This window comes from Saccharopolyspora indica (assembly GCF_027853965.1).
GTDB classification, from domain to species: domain Bacteria; phylum Actinomycetota; class Actinomycetes; order Mycobacteriales; family Pseudonocardiaceae; genus Saccharopolyspora; species Saccharopolyspora indica.
Genome location: NZ_JAQGLB010000008.1, coordinates 1 through 16675 on the forward strand (window position 1 = coordinate 1; position 16675 = coordinate 16675).

The 16675-nt window shown below is 71.5% G+C and carries 11 protein-coding genes; 4 read left to right on the forward strand and 7 right to left on the reverse strand.

Annotated features, from left to right (window positions below; translation table 11 throughout):
* Positions 1-363 precede the first annotated feature (363 nt).
* Both OU416_RS18600 and OU416_RS18605 read left to right on the forward strand, forming a co-directional pair.
* Positions 364-1578, forward strand: coding sequence for a DUF885 domain-containing protein (locus tag OU416_RS18600; RefSeq protein ID WP_270928263.1), 1215 nt, complete (start codon positions 364-366; stop codon positions 1576-1578).
* A gap of 509 nt (positions 1579-2087) precedes the next feature.
* Positions 2088-3398, forward strand: coding sequence for a PhoH family protein (locus tag OU416_RS18605; protein ID WP_372907219.1), 1311 nt, complete (start codon positions 2088-2090; stop codon positions 3396-3398).
* Between the two features lie 184 nt (positions 3399-3582).
* Here the strand turns inward: OU416_RS18605 and OU416_RS18610 are convergent, their stop codons facing one another.
* The 4 genes from OU416_RS18610 to OU416_RS18625 all read right to left on the reverse strand — a co-directional run bounded on the left by OU416_RS18610 (position 3583) and on the right by OU416_RS18625 (position 8046).
* Positions 3583-5022 carry a GuaB1 family IMP dehydrogenase-related protein gene (locus OU416_RS18610; RefSeq protein ID WP_270928265.1) on the reverse strand — a complete coding sequence of 480 codons (1440 nt, stop codon included), beginning with the start codon at positions 5020-5022 and terminating at the stop codon, positions 3583-3585.
* A gap of 373 nt (positions 5023-5395) precedes the next feature.
* Positions 5396-5950, reverse strand: a complete 555-nt coding sequence (locus OU416_RS18615; RefSeq protein ID WP_270928266.1) for a hypothetical protein — start codon at positions 5948-5950, stop codon at positions 5396-5398.
* A gap of 160 nt (positions 5951-6110) precedes the next feature.
* The gene (locus OU416_RS18620) at positions 6111-6524 is read right to left on the reverse strand and encodes a DUF4288 domain-containing protein (RefSeq protein ID WP_270928267.1); all 414 of its coding nucleotides are present in this window, start codon (positions 6522-6524) and stop codon (positions 6111-6113) included.
* 13 nt (positions 6525-6537) lie between these two features.
* Positions 6538-8046, reverse strand: coding sequence for an ATP-dependent DNA ligase (locus tag OU416_RS18625; protein ID WP_270928268.1), 1509 nt, complete (start codon positions 8044-8046; stop codon positions 6538-6540).
* 151 nt (positions 8047-8197) lie between these two features.
* Between OU416_RS18625 and OU416_RS18630 the strand changes: the two genes are divergently transcribed.
* Positions 8198-10048: a vWA domain-containing protein gene (locus OU416_RS18630; protein WP_270928269.1), complete on the forward strand. Its 1851-nt coding sequence runs from the start codon at positions 8198-8200 to the stop codon at positions 10046-10048.
* 48 nt (positions 10049-10096) lie between these two features.
* Here the strand turns inward: OU416_RS18630 and OU416_RS18635 are convergent, their stop codons facing one another.
* Both OU416_RS18635 and OU416_RS18640 read right to left on the reverse strand, forming a co-directional pair.
* On the reverse strand, positions 10097-11491 hold the full coding sequence (locus tag OU416_RS18635) for a class II fumarate hydratase (protein ID WP_270928270.1): 1395 nt from the start codon (positions 11489-11491) through the stop codon (positions 10097-10099).
* A gap of 182 nt (positions 11492-11673) precedes the next feature.
* Positions 11674-12432: a S1 family peptidase gene (locus OU416_RS18640; RefSeq protein WP_270928541.1), complete on the reverse strand. Its 759-nt coding sequence runs from the start codon at positions 12430-12432 to the stop codon at positions 11674-11676.
* Between the two features lie 189 nt (positions 12433-12621).
* Between OU416_RS18640 and OU416_RS18645 the strand changes: the two genes are divergently transcribed.
* Entirely contained in the window at positions 12622-13593 is a 972-nt protein-coding gene (locus OU416_RS18645) for an NAD(P)/FAD-dependent oxidoreductase (RefSeq protein WP_270928271.1), read from the forward strand.
* Between the two features lie 18 nt (positions 13594-13611).
* Here OU416_RS18645 and OU416_RS18650 read toward each other — a convergent pair whose 3' ends face one another.
* Positions 13612-16602 carry a BTAD domain-containing putative transcriptional regulator gene (locus OU416_RS18650; protein ID WP_270928272.1) on the reverse strand — a complete coding sequence of 997 codons (2991 nt, stop codon included), beginning with the start codon at positions 16600-16602 and terminating at the stop codon, positions 13612-13614.
* Positions 16603-16675 lie beyond the last annotated feature (73 nt).

Here is a 16675-nt window from a genome sequence, read left to right on the forward strand (position 1 = left end):
GTTGTTGTCGTTCAGGATGTTGATGCCGTCGTTGTCCGCGCTGTCGGCGTTGGCGACGGGAGCCAGGGCGAGCAGACCGGCAGCGGCACCGGCAACAATCGCAGCTTTCTTCAGCACTTCGTTGCTCCTTGTTGGATGGGATGACGCGAACGCCCCCTGGGTCCCTCGGCTACGCACCCCATACTTAGCCGAAGGGAGAACGCTCGGCGTGAAACATATACATCGAAACCGTCGAAACAAACCTCGTTAACACCATTGTGTGATTATTTCTTCGGCGTCGGCCGGGCTTATCGTTGCCCGGGCAAATTCACCGCAAACACGACCGCCGCTCCGAGCCGTCTTCGAGCGGCGTAGTGTCCGCACGTGGACTCCGAAGCGCTCGCGGCCGAGTACGTCCTCCTCGGGCTCAGGTTCGACCGGCTCGTCCGGGGCTTCGCCGACTCCTACACCGGCGACCCGCTGCTGCGGGCCCAGGTCGCCGTCGAACCACCGCCGGAACCTGCCCGGCTCGCCGCCGCCGCGCGCCACCTGCGCGCCGAGGCCGCCACCGCCGATCTCGCCGAACCGCGCCGCCGGTTCCTCACCGCGCAGCTGACCGCGCTGGAGTGCTCGGGCCGCAAGATGGCCGGCGAGCAGCTGCCGTTCGCCGCCGAGGTCGAGGCGTGCTTCCAGGTGTCGCCGTCGATGGGTGATCCCGACGAGTACCGGAGGGCGCACCGCGAGCTGGCAGCGCTGCTGCCCGGCCGGGGTTCGCTGGCCGAGCGGCTGCGCGCGGTCCGCAGGCGCGACGTGGTGCCCGCGGACCGGCTCGCCGTGGCGGTCCAGGCGGTCTCCAGCGCGCTGCGGGACCGCGTGCGCACCCGGTTCGAACTGCCCGTCGGCGAGACGGTCGAGTACCGGATCGTGTCGGACCGGCCGTGGAGCGGGTTCAACCACTACCTCGGCGGCTTCCGCTCGAAGGTCGCGGTCAACGCCGACGTCGGGCACCGCGCGTCGACCCTGCCCCAGCTCGTCGCGCACGAGGCCTACCCCGGCCACCACACCGAGCACTGCCGCAAGGAGGCCGGTCTGGTGCGGCGGGACCGGCTGGTCGAGCACACCGTCTTCCTGGTCAACACGCCGCAGTGCGTGCTGGCCGAAGGCCTCGCCGACCTGGGGCTGCACGCCGCGGTCGGACCGGGCTGGGGCCCGTGGGCGGCCGAGATCTTCGCCGATCTCGGCATCCGGCTGGACGGCGAGCTGGCGGAGCGGATCGACGCGGTGCTGCTCCGCCTGCTGCCGGTCCGCCAGGACGCGCTGCTGATGCTGCACGGCGACGGGGCCGACGAGGCCGCCGTCGTCGCGCACCTGCAGCGCTGGCTGCTGATGCCGGAGCAGCGCGCCAGGCACCTGGTGGGATTCATGCGGGACCCCCTCTGGCGCGCGTACACCACGACCTACGTCGAGGGCTACCGGCTGCTGCGACGGTGGCTGGACGAGCGCCCCGCGAGCACATCGAGCGCCGATCGTTACCGGCGCTTGCTTGACGAGCCGCTCGTCCCCGAATCGGTGCGCGCCGAGCTCGCCACCCGGGTGTGAGCCCGGATATCACCCGGACGGAGCACTGACGCTCACCGCCAGTGTTGACCAGCCGCCGGGGTGGAGCACCGCTCTGACCTGCTGCGGTCGCCTCCGGTGTCGCGCTGGGACGGCCCGTGACCAGCACCGTTTTCCCGGCAGATGAAGGGGAAACGACGATTCGCTGAATCACCTGTGTGGCTGCCTGCCGAGACGCGATCACGCAGGTAGCGTGCGTTTCGACGGGCCGTTCTCTTTCAAGCAAGTCCGTACGCGGCCCGTCCGGGAGGCCCTGATCGTGGCTGTTGGCTGGAGCGGACGGTTACCCCGTCCACCTTGGTCGCGATGGGCCGGTGCCCGGCCCTGCGGCCACGGCGGACGAGGCGGTCCGGCCGGCGCGCGACGGGGCCAGGCCCGGCCCGCCGACGAGCGGGTGTGGACGCCACGCCCGCGAGGGAGTAGCCGTGACCGCACGACGTTCCCAGCCAGAAGCGGAAACCCGAACCCAGAGCGGTGATTCCGCGCGCACCGTGCACAGCGGTGGCACCGACGTCCGCACGTACGTCCTGGACACCTCGGTGCTGCTGTCCGATCCGTGGGCCATGGCCCGCTTCGCCGAGCACGACGTGGTGCTCCCGGTGGTGGTGATCGGCGAGCTGGAGGGCAAGCGCCACCACCCCGAACTCGGTTGGTTCGCCCGGGAAGCCCTCCGCGCGCTCGACGATCTCCGGATCCAGCACGGACGGCTGGACCAGCCGGTTCCGGTCGGAACCTCGGGTGGGCGCCTGCACGTGGAGCTCAACCACTCCGACCCGCAGGTGCTGCCGCCCGGATTCCGCACCGACTCCAACGACGCCCGCATCCTGGCCTGTTCGCTGAACCTGGCGGCCGAGGGACACCGGGTCACGCTGGTCACCAAGGACATGCCCCTGCGGGTCAAGGCCGCCGCGGTGGCCCTGGAGGCCGAGGAGTACCGCGCGCAGGACGTGGTGCCGTCCGGGTGGACCGGGATGGCCGACGTCGAGGTGCCGGGCGTTTCGGTGGACGCGCTGTTCAAGGACGGCACCGCCGACCTCGACGAGGCGCGGGACCTGCCGCCGAACACGGGCGTGCGGCTGCTGTCCGGGTCGCAGAGCGCGCTGGGCCGGGTGACCGCGGACAAGCAGGTCCGGCTGGTGCGCGGTGACCGGGAGGCGTTCGGGCTGCACGGCCGGTCCGCGGAGCAGCGGATCGCGCTGGACCTGCTGCTCGATCCCGAGATCGGCATCGTGTCGCTGGGCGGTCGCGCCGGGACCGGCAAGTCCGCGCTCGCGCTGTGCGCCGGGCTGGAGTCCGTGCTGGAGCGCCAGCAGCACCGCAAGGTGGTGGTGTTCCGCCCGGTGTACGCGGTCGGCGGTCAGGAGCTGGGCTACCTGCCGGGCACCGAGAACGAGAAGATGGCGCCGTGGGCGCAGGCGGTGTTCGACACGCTCGGTGCGCTGGCCAGCGAGAACGTCCTGGACGAGGTGATGGACCGGGGCATGCTGGAGGTCCTGCCGCTGACCCACATCCGCGGCCGCTCGCTGCACGACTCGTTCGTCATCGTCGACGAGGCGCAGTCGCTGGAGCGCAACGTGCTGCTGACGGTGCTGTCCCGGCTCGGCGCGAACTCCCGAGTGGTCCTGACCCACGACGTCGCCCAGCGCGACAACCTCCGGGTGGGCCGCCACGACGGCGTGGCCGCGGTGATCGAGAAGCTCAAGGGCCACCCCCTCTTCGCCCACGTCACCCTGACCCGCTCGGAACGCTCCCCGATCGCAGCCCTGGTCACCGAACTCCTGGAGGGCGAGTTCACCCCGTAACGACGAGGTGAAGGGCACCTTTCGCCAACTATGCGGGCGAAAGGTGCCCTTCACCTACCACCCGATCGTGCCCGGCGACGCTGCTCGCCGGGTGGCGCTCACTCGGACGAGGCAGGTGTGAAGGGCACCTTTCGCCAAGTTAGTGGGCGAAAGGTGCCCTTCGCGCGTCAACCGTGCGTGCGGGTTACCAGCCGGTGGGGAGGGGGCGGCCCTCGGCGAAGCCCGCGGCGGACTGGATGCCGACCAGGGCGCGGTCGTAGAAGTCCTCCAGGGTGCGGGCGCCCGCGTAGGTGCAGGACGAGCGCAGGCCGGAGGTGATCTGGTCCAGGAGGTCCTCGACGCCGGGGCGCTGCGGGTCCAGGCGCATCCGGGAGCTGGAGATGCCCTCCTCGAACAGCGCCTTGCGGGCCTGGTCGTAGGCGTTGTCGGTGCGGGTCCGGGCGGAGACCGCGCGCTTGGAGGCCATGCCGAAGGACTCCTTGTAGGCGCGGCCGTGCTCGTCGCGCTGCAGGTCGCCGGGCGACTCGTAGGTGCCCGCGAACCAGGAGCCGACCATCACCGACGCCGCGCCCGCGGCCAGCGCCAGAGCGACGTCGCGCGGGTGCCGGACGCCGCCGTCGGCCCAGACGTGCTTGCCGAGCTTGCGGGCCTCGGCCGCGCACTCGGCGACGGCGGAGAACTGCGGGCGGCCGACGCCGGTCATCATCCGCGTCGTGCACATCGCGCCCGGACCGACGCCGACCTTGATCACGTCGGCGCCGGCCTCGACGAGATCGCGCACGCCTTCGGCGGTCACCACGTTGCCCGCCACCACCGGCACCTGCGGCGACACCGAGCGGACCGCCTTGAGCGCGGCGATCATCTTCTCCTGGTGGCCGTGCGCGGTGTCCACGACCAGCGTGTCCACCCCGGACTCCAGCAGCGCGGCGGCCTTGGCCGCGACGTCGCCGTTGACGCCGACCGCCGCGGCGACCCGCAGCCGGCCCTCGCCGTCCAGGGCCGGGGTGTAGATCTCGGCGCGCAGCGCACCGCGGTGGGTCAGGATCCCGGCCAGGCGGCCGTCCGCGTCGACCGCGATCGCGACGTTGCGGGCCTGCTTGTCGAGCTGCTCGAACACCTCGCGCGGCTTGGTCTCCAGCGGCAGCACGACCGGGTGCTGGTCGGCGACCTCGCCGACCCGGGCGAACCGGTCGACGCCGGTGCACGCGGCCTCGTCGACGACGCCGACCGGCCGGTTGTCGTCGTCCACGACCACCACGGCGCCGTGGGCGCGCTTGGGCAGGAGGTTGAGCGCGTCGGCGACGGCGTCGTCGGCGTGCAACACCAGCGGGGTGTCCCAGACCGGGTGCCGGGTCTTGACCCAGGAGACGATCTCGGCGACCGCGGCGGCGTCGACGTCCTGCGGGAGCACGACGATCCCGCCGCGCCGGGCGACGGTCTCGGCCATCCGGCGACCGGCCACGGCGGTCATGTTGGCGACGACGATCGGCAGGGTGGCCCCGGTGCCGTCGCTGGTGGCGAGGTCCACGTCGAAGCGGGACTCGACGCCGGAGCGCCGCGGCGCCAGGAAGACGTCGTCGTAGGTCAGGTCGGTGGTGGGCTGCTGCCCGTTCAAGAACTGCACGTCTGACCACCATACGGCCTCGGACGCCCGCAGTCGCCTCCCAGCGCCGGATGTGCCTGCTCTGCAAGATCATCTGATGGGACGACGGCTCGAAGCTGGTGCCGGACTGCCAACTGTGGCTAGGCTCGCGTTAGCTGCGCTCTGCTGGGGTGTGGAAGTAAGCCGGGACTCCCCGCCGGAGGCGGGACCCCGGCCTCTGCGTTTCTGGGGCCTGTCCGAATCAAGATCACCGGATTGGTTGACGGTCCAAACTTGATGTACCAGGCCATGTCGTGGTTATAATTTGCTTGGCTGCGCTCTGTTGGGGCGTGGAAGTACGCCGGGACCTCCCGCTGTATTGTGGGACCCCGGCCTCTGCGTTTTCTGGGGGATTTCAGGTTGCATCGATCTTCTGCAGATGGACCGTGTCGCCGAATTGGGTCAGGTAACTGTCTGTGCCGCGTGCGGCGGCCAGTGCTGAGCCGCAGGCAATGTCTGCCAGCCAGAGCAACGGCTCGTCATTTCCACCGATGAACGTTGCTTGGAGATGTGAAATCAACTTCTTGCGGCGGCAGGCGTCGATCAAGTCGGTGTCGTGCCTGTTGTTGCGTCCTTGCCGGGATTCGAAAACGACGAATCGGACGCCAATGGATTCAAGGCGTGGTAGCAGCACCTCCATGCATTTGCGGCGAGCTCGTTCGGGGCGAAGACCCTGACTTCGGCCCACAATGCTGACATGGCTGAGGTTTAGTGCCGAGACGCCTTTGGCGAGATGTTCGCGATGCTCGGCATCCGACTTGTACCAGTGCAGCTTCTGTCGGCCCGCGTGCAGCTCCCGTAGTGCGCAGCGGAGGTCTTCTGCGTCGGTCAGGTCGACGATGCTGGCGGTGAGGATGTAGACGCCGATGGTGAGGTCATACGACTCGTCGACGTAGGCGTGGACGAACACAAGACGGTAGTGAAGCGGGAACGGCAGTTCGAGATCAAATCCTTACACCCGAAGGTGATTCAGAATTCGACCCTGGTAGCTTCTCGATGGCTGCGCACCGAGGTGAGTGGAAGTACGCCGGGTGTGCCCGCTGTATTGTGGGACCCCGGCCTCTGCGTTTTCAGGCTTCTTCTTCCGTCAGGGGTTCGAAGGAGTTGTAGGCCTGGTAATTGCGGAAGAAGCGGCTGTAGATCTCCGTTCCGTCGTCGAAGGTCGCGTCCTCCAGCGGTTTCACCTCGACGACCTGCTTCAGCTTCCAGGTGATCAGTTCGTGGTTCTCGTTCTGGTAGCTGGTCTGCTGCTGCTTTCCGTGGTAGGCGGCCTTCTCCGCGGCTTCCTCCTCGGATTCCGCCTTCAGCAGGACGAACGATTCCTCGTACAGCGGCTCGTGGTCGGCGGCTTCCGCGGTGGCCTCCATCAGCAGGACCGCGACGTAGTAGTCCAGCTCGACGGCGCGCTCGTCGGCGCGGAGCTCGCGCGGGTCGATGGGGCCGATGTTGATCGAGCCGATCGCGTCGAAGTCGTTGCTGCTCATGCTCCCCAGGATCTCACCCGCCGGACAGCAGGGCGCGCACCGCCTCGATGCTGTCGGCCGAGGCCGCGTCCTTGTCCGGCCGGTAGCGCAGCACGCGGGCGAAGCGCAGCGCGACACCGCCGGGGTAGCGGGGGCTGGTCTGCACGCCGTCGAGCTCGATCTCCACCACCAGGTCGGGCGCGATGTGCACGGTCCAGTCGTCGCGGTGGGTCTCCCGGCGCTGGAACTCCGCGGTCTGCCAGGCCAGCAGTTCGTCGGTCAGGCCCTTGAAGGTCTTGCCGACCATGATCGGCGGGCCGCCGTCCGGGTCGCGCGCGCCGAGGTGCAGGTTGGACAGGTAGCCGCGGCGGCGGCCGTGGCCCCACTCGGCGGCGAGCACGACGAGGTCGAGCGTGTGCTCGGGCTTGACCTTCCGCCACGCGCGGCCGCGCCGGCCCGCGGCGTAGCCGGAGCCCAGGTCCTTGACCACGACCCCTTCGTGCCCGGCGGCCAGGGCTTCCTCGAACAGCGCCGCCGCGCGCTCGGCCGTCGGGGCGTGAGCTGACGGAATCCGGTGCTGCGGGGCGACTTTCGCCAGCGCGTCGAGCCGGTCGCGCAGCGGCAGGTCCAGCAGGTCGGTGCCGTCGAGGTGCAGGCAGTCGAAGAAGTACGGGTGCAGCAGCAGTTCTCGCGAGCTCTGCGCGCCGAACCGGCTCATCGTCTCCTGGAACGGCCGGGGCCGACCGCCGTCGTCGAGCGCCAGCGTTTCGCCGTCGAGCACCACCGACCGGCAGTCCAGGCCGCGCACCAGCTCGACGAGTTCCGGGACGCTGCCGGTGATCTCGCGCAGCGTGCGGGTGTAGACGTGCACCTGGTCGCCGTCGCGGTGCACCTGGATGCGCGCACCGTCCAGCTTGTACTCCACCGTCACCTCGCCGGTCAGCGCCGACTCCAGGTCGTCCGCGGGGGAGGCGAGCATCGGGCGCACCGGCCGCCCGATCTCCAGGCCGAATCCGGCCAGCGCTGGTTCTCCGCCGCGCAGCGCCGCTTCGGCGGTGGCGGGCAGCTGTCCGGAGAGCATGAACGCGCGCCGGACCGCCTCGGCGGCCACTTCAGCGGCCGTGGCGATGGCCTCGACCATCACGCCTTCCAGCGCGCCTTGGCGGAGCTCGCCGCCGAGCAGCCGGATCAGGAACTGCTGCTCGTCGGCGGTGGCCTGACCGAGCAGCGCGGTCAACGCCGCGGCCCGCCGCTGCGCCGAGCCCGAGCCGTTGATCGCCCGGAGCGCGTCGATCGCGCTGTCGACGGCGGTGATGGTCAGCGCGGGGGCCGGTGCGGGTGCCGCGGCCAGCGAGGCCAGCGTGGACCAGCCGACCCCGGCCCGGCCGCCGGGCAGCTCGCCCGCCAGCAGCGCGGCCGCCGGGCGGACCTCTTCGGGTTCCAGCCGTCCCAGCAGGTCGGCGATGGCCGTGGTCTTCGCCTTGCGCGAGCGCGTTGCCGCGACCTCGCGCGAGGTCGCGACCACATCAGCGAGCAGCACCATGCGCTCATGGTGCGCGGCGACCCCGACAGCCCGCAGCGGAACCGATCGGGCAGACCCCTCCCGTCCCGCGGGCGGTTGATCCTGAATGCCGGAACCGATCGGCCGGAGTCCACGTCGTACCGGCAGCGAACGATCGAGGCGAGGGAATCGAATGGCGACAGGCCGATTACCCGGCGGACTGGCGGTGGCGACCGCGGTGCTGCTCGCACCGCTGGCGGCCGTTCCGGCCGCGGCGCAGCAGGAGACCGCGCAGCAGGCGCCCGTGGTGGTGACCCTGGACGCGTCCGGATCGATGGCCCAGCAGCTGCCGACCGGCGAAACCCGCATGGACGCGGCGAAAACCGCCCTGAACGCGCTCGTCGACGGGCTCGCTCCGGGTGCTCAGCTGGGGATGCAGGTGTACGGCACGGGCACCGGCAACACCCCGGAGGAGAAGGCCGCCGGATGCCTGGACATCGTCGACCTGCAGGGCGTGGGCCCGGTCAACGCCGCTGAGCTGAAGCAGAAGGTGGCCGGTATCCAGCCGTCGGGCTACACGCCGGTCGGCAACGCGTTGCTGCGGGCGGCCGAAGCGCTCCCGGAGGAGGGCCCGGGCGCCGTCGTGCTGATCTCCGACGGCATCGACACCTGCGCCCCGCCGGACCCGTGCGAGGTCGCGCGCAACCTGGCTGCGGACGGTGTGCAACTGAGCATCCACACCGTCGGCTTCCAGGTGGACGAGGAAGCTCGCCGGCAGCTCAGCTGCATCGCCGAGCAGACCGGCGGCAGCTACACCGACGTCACCGACGCGAGCGGCCTCGACGAGCAGCTCCCGCAGATCGTCGAGCGCGCGCAGCGCACCTACGAGGCCCAGGGCCAGCCGATCACCGGCTCCGAGACCGACGCCCAGGCGCCGGAGATCGCTGCCGGGCAGTACGTGGACACGATCGACGCGGGGCAGCGGAAGTACTACCGGCTGAAGGTGCCGAAGGGCTACCTGGCGAACTTCACCGCGAGCCTGATCGTCCCGAACGACGAGGTCAACGGGTTCACGGCGAAGCTGACCACCCGGATCCTGGACATGCAGGGCGGGGAGTGCGTCTCCGGCAAGGACTTCGCCACCCGCTGGGAACCGCACGTGACCGTGGCGTCGTGGTGGCCGACGAAGGGCTCCGACTGCAACGCCACCGACGAGGTGTACCTGGAGATCGAGCGGGAAGGCCCGGACGAAACCCGGCACTGGACCTACGACGTGGAACTGCTGGTGCTGCTGGAACCACCGGTGCCGGGTTCCGGCGGTCCGGCGGCGAACACCACGAAGGTGCCGTTCGCGGCTCCGGACGGGCCGGAGCAGGCGGTCACCGGTGGCGCCAGCTTCAACGACGCGCTGGAACTGCCCGGCAGCGGGGTCTACGCCGACGAGGTCGGGTTCGGCGAGATGGCCACCTACAAGGTGTGGCTGGACTGGGGTGAATCGGTTGCGGTCCGCACCAACGCCGACCTGTCCGGCGTGCCGTCCTGGAGCAACGTCAAGAACGTGGTCCACGGCCCCACCCGGGTGCTGCTGGGCGAGACCTGGGACGCCTTCAACGACGAATCCGGCGCGCTCGACCCGGTCGCCACGTCGCGGGCGCTCTACAGCAACCGCACCGAGTCCACCGACGATGCCGATCTCGCCGGATGGCACTACATCACGGTCCGGGTGGACCGCGAGAGCGAGCCGGACAAGCCGACCGTGCCGGTCCGGTTGTTCGTCAGCAAGGGCGGCGAGAAGGCCGAGGGGCCGCAGTACGCAGCCGCTCCGGGCATGCCGAGCGGGGTCACCGGGATGAACCCGGGCGATGCCGAGGGCGGGGTCGGCCTCGGTTCGCTTGCCGAGCTGGAGGAGCCGTCCGGCGGTGTGCCGGTGTGGGCGTGGATCGCGCTCGGCGGCGTGGTGCTCGCCGGCGGCGGTGCGACCGCGCTGATCCTGGTGCTGCGCAAGCGGAAAGCAGTGGCACCGCAGCCGCCGCAGTCGTACTGACCGGCTGAAGCGGCGCCTCTCCCGAGCCGGGCGAGGCGCCGCTTCACGTCACTTGCCGGTGGCCATGCGCAGCACGTCGAGCGCCTCGTCCAGCTGCTCCACGGTGAGCTTGCCGGAGTCGACGTGGCCGCGCTCCAGGACCACCTCGCGGATCGTCTTGCGCTCCTTGAGGGCCTGCTTGGCGACCGCCGCGGCCTCCTCGTAGCCGATGTAGCGGTTCAGCGGCGTGACGATCGACGGCGAGCCCTCGGCGTAGGCCCGAGCCTGCTCGACGTTGACCTCGACGCCTGCGAAGACCTTGTCGGCCAGCAGGCGCGACACCGCGGCCAGCAGCCGCGCCGATTCGAGCACGTTGCGGGCGATCACCGGCAGCATCACGTTGAGCTGGAAGTTGCCCTGCGAACCGGCGAAGGCCACCGCCGCGTCGTTGCCGATCACCTGCGCGACCACCTGCAGGGTCGCCTCCGGGATCACCGGGTTGACCTTGCCCGGCATGATCGACGAACCCGGCTGCAGATCCGGCAGCGCCAGTTCGGCCAGGCCGGTGCGCGGGCCGGAGCCCAGCCAGCGCAGGTCGTTGGCGATCTTGGTCAGGCTCACCGCGACGGTGCGCAGGTGGCCCGAGGTCTCCACCACCGAGTCCTGTGCGGCCTGGGCCTCGAAGTGGTCGCGCGCCTCGGTCAGCGGCAGGCCGGTGACCTCGGCCAGCTCGGCGGACACCGCCGCGCCGAAGCCCTCCGGCGCGTTGAGCCCGGAGCCGACGGCGGTGCCGCCGATCGGCAGCTCGCCCAGCCGCGGCAGGCCGCTGCGCAGCCGCTCGACGCCGTAGCGCACCTGCGACGCCCAAGCCCCGGCCTCCTGGGCGAGGGTGATCGGCACCGCGTCCATGAGGTGCGTGCGGCCGGACTTGACCACCTCGGTCCACTCGGCGGCGCGGCCCTCGATGGTGCTCGCCAGGTGCTCCAGCGCCGGGACGACGTCGCCGAGCACCGCCTCGGTGGCGGCGACGTGGATGGTCGTCGGGAAGGTGTCGTTGGACGACTGCGAGGCGTTGACGTGGTCGTTCGGGTGCACGTCGCGGCCGAGGCGGCGCGAGGCCAGCGTCGCGATGACCTCGTTGGCGTTCATGTTCGACGACGTGCCGGAGCCCGTCTGGAACACGTCGATGGGGAAGTGCTCGTCGTGCGCGCCCTCGGCGACCTCGTCGGCCGCGGCGGCGATCGCCTCGGCGACCTCGGCGTCGAGCACCCCGAGCCGGCCGTTGACGCGGGCGGCGGCGGCCTTGAGCAGGCCGAGCGCGCGGATCTGGGCGCGCTCCAGGCCCCGCCCGGAGATCGGGAAGTTCTCCACGGCTCGCTGCGTCTGCGCGCGGTACAGGGCGGCGGCGGGCACCCGCACCTCGCCCATCGTGTCGTGCTCGATCCGGTAGTCCTGTTCAGCCATGACAGAAGTGTCCCGCCGCGAAGACCACCGGGTCAGCGTGGGCCGCCCCACTTCTCGCGCTCCCGCGGTGCGAACGCGCCGCCTGGAACGATGAAGGTGCCGCATCTCGCACGGTCGTGGGAAGCGTGAAGGGCACCTTCCGCCGAGTAAGTTGGCGGAAGGTGCCCTTCACCTCGAGCAGATCAGCCGATCGTGTCGTTGATCCAGGTCTTGTAGGCGGTGGCGTCCGTGTAGATGGACGGGGCCGTGCCGCAGACCGGGATCAGGCTGCCGAGCCGGCTGGTGACGCCGGTGAGCTTCCAGTCGCCCGGCTGGCCCTCCAGCTGCGGGCCGCCGGAGTCGCCGAAGCACGCGTTGGCGAGCAGCTCCGAGCTGCCGGTGCAGATCTCGGTGTCGGCGTCGACAGCGCTCAGCGAGCACTGGCTGTCCGAGACCACCTGGGTGTCCAGCTCCTGCAGCTGCACCGGAGGCTGGCCGCAACCGCGGATCGGGCAGGTCACGCCCCAGCCGATGATGCGCGAGGGCGTGTCCTCGGGACCGGAGGCCTCGGCGATCTCGATCGGCGTCGCCGAGACCGGCTGGTCCAGCTTCAGCAGCGCGATGTCGCCGTTGGGGCCGTTGGTCGCGTAGTCCGGGTGGACCACGATCTCCGACACGCCCGCCTCGGTGCCGCCGGTGGTGTGGTCCTGGCTGCCGATGCGCAGGCCGAGGTCCGCAGGCGCGACGTCCTGCACGCAGTGGGCGGCGGTCAGCACCCACTGCTCGTCGATCAGCGACGCTCCGCAGCTGTGGTTGCCCGCCCGCTGCAGCGAGGCCATCCAGTCGTACTGCTCGGTGGCGTCGTGGCCCCCGACGATCAGCGCGCCCGGGTTGTCGTCCGCCGTCGCGGCCGGCGCAAGACCTGCCCCCAGTGCGATCGCGGCAATGCCGGCGAGCAGCATGGATCTCTTCTTCACGAATTCTCCTCCCCGACGAGATCCCCTTTTCGGTGAACGTATGGGCGGCGCCGCGGGGCGGGTACCGCCGAGTGCCGCAGCGCCTTCGGCGGACTGGCCCAGCTGCGCGGACATCGCGGCCGGATCCGGCTAGCCTGGGGGCGTCCACGCACGTTCGATGGCGAGGTGGGTGGGATGACCGAGGTCGATCTGCTGGTCGTCGGCGCGGGTCCGACGGGGTTGTTCGCCGCCTACTACGCGGGTTTTCGCGGGATGTCGGTGGCCTTGGTGGACGCGCTGCCAGAGCCGGGCGGTCAGGTGACCGCGATGTACCCGGAGAAGATGATCTTCGACGTGGCCGGTTTCCCCGCGGTGCGCGGCCGGGATCTGGTTGCCGCGCTGGTGGAACAGGCCGATCAGTACGCGCCGCGCTACCTGCTCGGCAGGCACGCGGTCGAGCTGTCCGATGTGGATGGTGGGCTGCTGGTCGGGATCGGCGATGGCGAGTCGGTGCGGGCGGGCGCGGTGCTCATCACCGCGGGCATCGGCGAGTTCAGCCCGCGACCGCTGCCCGCCGGTGGTGACTGGATCGGCCGCGGCGTCGTGCACTTCATCCCCGAGCTGGCCGTGCACAGTGGACGCGACGTGGTGGTGGTCGGCGGTGGCGACTCCGCGTTCGACTGGGCGCTGGCGCTGCACCCGGTGGCGCGCAGCGTCGCGCTGGTGCACCGCCGGGCGCGGTTCCGCGCGCACCCGGGCCTGATCGACAAGGTCGAGGACCTGGGCGTCCCGCTGATCACGCCGGCCGAGGTGGTGGAGATCCGCGGCGACGACGGCGGGGTGCGCGAGGTGGAGATCGAGGTCGGCGGAGCGGAGCGCCGCGTGCTCCCCGCGCAGACCGTGGTCGCCGCGCTCGGCTTCACCGCCGACCTGGGCCCCATCGAGGGCTGGGGGCTGGAGCTGGAGAAGCGCGCGATCCTGGTGGACACCACGATGCGCACGAACCGCCCGCTGGTGTACGCGGCGGGCGACGTGGCGGCCTACCCGGGCAAGGTCAAGCTGATCGCGACGGGCTTCGGCGAAGCGGCGACGGCGGTGAACAACATCGCGGTGGCCCTCAACCCGGACGCCCACCTCTTCCCGGGCCACTCCTCCAACCTGCCCTGATCGTCACCCGGCGCGGTGTCAATTTCGTACGAAATTGACATCACCCCGGCCCGGGAGGGCTGCCTCGATGCGGTCGACGTCTGCTCGTTCGGCGGTGGGGAGCGGGGCTCCGGTGGATTTGCGGAGCAGGGCGGCTGAGGCGAGGAGGCCTTGGGCCCGGCCTGGTTGGCCGGTGAGGAGGCGGGCTCCGGCCAGGCCTTCCAGGGCCAGGGCGATCGCGCGGGGGTCTCCGGTGCGGCGGGCTGCGGTGAGGCCCTGGGTGTGGAGGTCGAGGGCGGTCGGGGCGTCGCCGCGCTGTTCGGCCGCGAAGCCCAGTTCGGCGAGGATCAGGGCCGCTCCGTTGTCCGCTTCGAAGCGCTGGTTCCAGGCCAGCCACGGGCGCAGCAGGGCCTCGGCTTCGGCGAACCTGCCCTGGCGGCGGGCCGAGAGGGCCAGGCCCACCTCGGCGAATTCCTGGCCCGCCGCGTCGCCGTGCTCGACGGCCAGCGCGCGGGCTCGCTCGTGCAGTTCGTCGGCAGCGGTGTGGTCGCCCTGCAACAAGGCGATGCGGCCCAGCTCGGAGTGGCGCATGGACACGTCCGGCCACAGCGCGAGTTCTTCGGCCAGCTCGGCCGCTTCGCGGTGCCAGGTCGTCGCGGCGGCGTAGTCGCCCGCGATCTCGGCGAGCTTGCCGAGCACCGCTCCGGCCTGGCCGCGGCCCCAGCGGTCGCCGGCCTCCGCGAACAGCGCGCAGCTGCGCTCGGCGTCCGCCGCTGATCCGGTGAGGTCGCCCCGGACGTGGCGCTGCACCGCGCGGACGCTGAGGGCCGCTGCGATTCCCCAGCTGTCGCCGAGTTCTTCGGACGCCGTCAGCGCCTCGCCCGTCAGCTCCTCGCCGACCGGCAGGTCGCCGAACCTGGTCGCGGCGTAGCCGAGGAACCAGGCCGCCAGCGCGCGTTCCCGGGGATCGGTGATGGCGGCGTGCAGGCGCAGCGGGGCGCGGTTGTCCACGGGTTCGCCGGTCAGGAGCCGGAATCCGGTGTGCCAGGCGGTGAGGACCGGGTCGGAGCTCTCGGTCGCCCGCCGGGCCTCGATGAGCCGCCCGCGCAGGAACCAGTACCAGACCAGCGCGCGGGCCAGGCGGACGTTGCCGAGCGCGCGGCGCAGGTTGCCGGTCTCGACATCGAGTCGGTTCAGCCATTTCTGCTGGTCGGGGCCGCACAGGTGAGTCGCCGCTTCCTCCGCCAGCGCGGTGAAGTGGGCGGCGTGCGCCTGGCGGAGCTGATCGTGCTCTTCAGGTCCCAGCTGTCGTTCGCAGTACGCGGACACCGATTCCAGCAAGCCGTATCGCGGGCCGTCGGCGGTGTGCGAGGCGACGACCAGCGAGCGGTCGACCAGCCGGGTCAGCAGGTCGAGCACTTGCGAGCGCTGCACGCCACCGCCCGCGCACAGGGATTCCGCCGCGGCGAGCGTGCAGCCGTCGGCGAAGATCGCGAGCCTGCGCAGGACCGTTCGCTCGGCCTCCGTCAGCAGTTCCCAGCTCCAGTCGAGCACCGCGCCCAGCGTTCGCTGGCGCGGTGGTGCGTCGCGCGGCCCGCCGGTGAGCACGGCGAACCGGTCGTTCAGCCGCTCCGACAGCTCGGCCGTGCCGAGCACGCGCACCCGGGCAGCCGCCAGCTCGATGGCGAGCGGGATCCCGTCCACGCGGCGGCAGATCGTGGCGACCGCCGCCGCGTTGTCGGCGGACACCGCGAAACCGGGCGAGGCCGCGGCGGCCCTGGCGGCGAAGAGCTGCACGGCTCCGGACCGGAGCACGTCCGCGGCTGGTGCGCCGGGCGGCGGGACGTCGAGCGTCGGCACCTCCCACAGGTGCTCGCCGGAGACGCCGAGCGGCTCCCGGCTCGTCGCGAGCACGTGCGCGCCGGTCGCCAGCAGCCTGTGCACCAGCGCGGCGACGGGCTCGACGACGTGCTCGCAGTTGTCCAGCACGAGGAGCCGCCCGCGGAGCACCTCGGCGAGCCGTTCGACGGGCGATCGCGGGCGGGAACCGTCGCGGACGCCGAGCGCGGTGGCCACGACGTCGGCCAGTCCGTCCACTGTGGTCCCGCGGGGGAGCGCCGCGAGCTCGACCAGGCAGGCCTCGTCGGCTCCGCGCGCGACCTCGACGGCGAGCCGGGTCTTGCCCACCCCGCCCGGCCCGATCAGCGTGACCAGGCGGTGCGAGCCGAGCAGTGCGCGAACTCCGGCCACGGCGCGTTCCCGGCCGACGAGCTCGGTCGGCGGCACCGGAAGCGGCGGGACGCGCCGCTGCGCGGGTTCAGCGGTCAGCAGGTCCTTGTGCAGCGCAGCGAGATCGGCGCTCGGGTCGAGGCCTAGTTCGTCGCGGAGCAGGTGGCGCATCCGGTCGTAGCCTTCGAGCGCTTCAGCCGTCCGGCCCGCACCGTGCAAGGCGCGCAGGTGCGAGGCGCGGAGACGTTCGCGCAGCGGGTGCTGTTCGACGAGCGCGTGGAGTTCCCCGGCCAAGGACGTGTGGTCGCCCAGCTCCAGCCGAGCTTCCGCGTAGTCCTCCCAAGCCGCGAGGCGCTGCTCTTCCAGCGCGGCGGCCGCGGCGCTGGCGAAGGGCTCGTCGGAGAAACCGGCGAAGGCGTCGCCGCGCCAGAGCCCGAGGGCTTCGGCGAGCACCTCGGCCTTCCGGGCGGCGCCGGTCGTGCGCCGCGCGAGTTCGGTCAGCTCGGCGAACCTGGTGCTGTCGACGAACGGTGCGCTCAGCGCGTAGCCCGGCGGGCGGCGGACGACGAGATCGGCGCCGATCGCGCGGCGCAGGCGGGAGACGAGCGTCTGCAGGGCTCCGGACGGGTTGGCCGGGAGCGCCTCGCCCCACAGCTCGTCCACCAGCCGGTCCGCGGACACGACACGTCCGGGCGCGACCAGCAGCGACGCCAGCAGCGCGCGAACCCGCGCCTCGGGAACCGCGACGGGAGTGCCCTCCGACGTCCACACCACGAGCGGACCGAGCACCCCGAAACGCATGCGATCACGATAGCCGCAAGAAAACCGACAGCCGGTCGAAAGCCCTGCCGCGCACTGTTGCTCCAACAGCGAC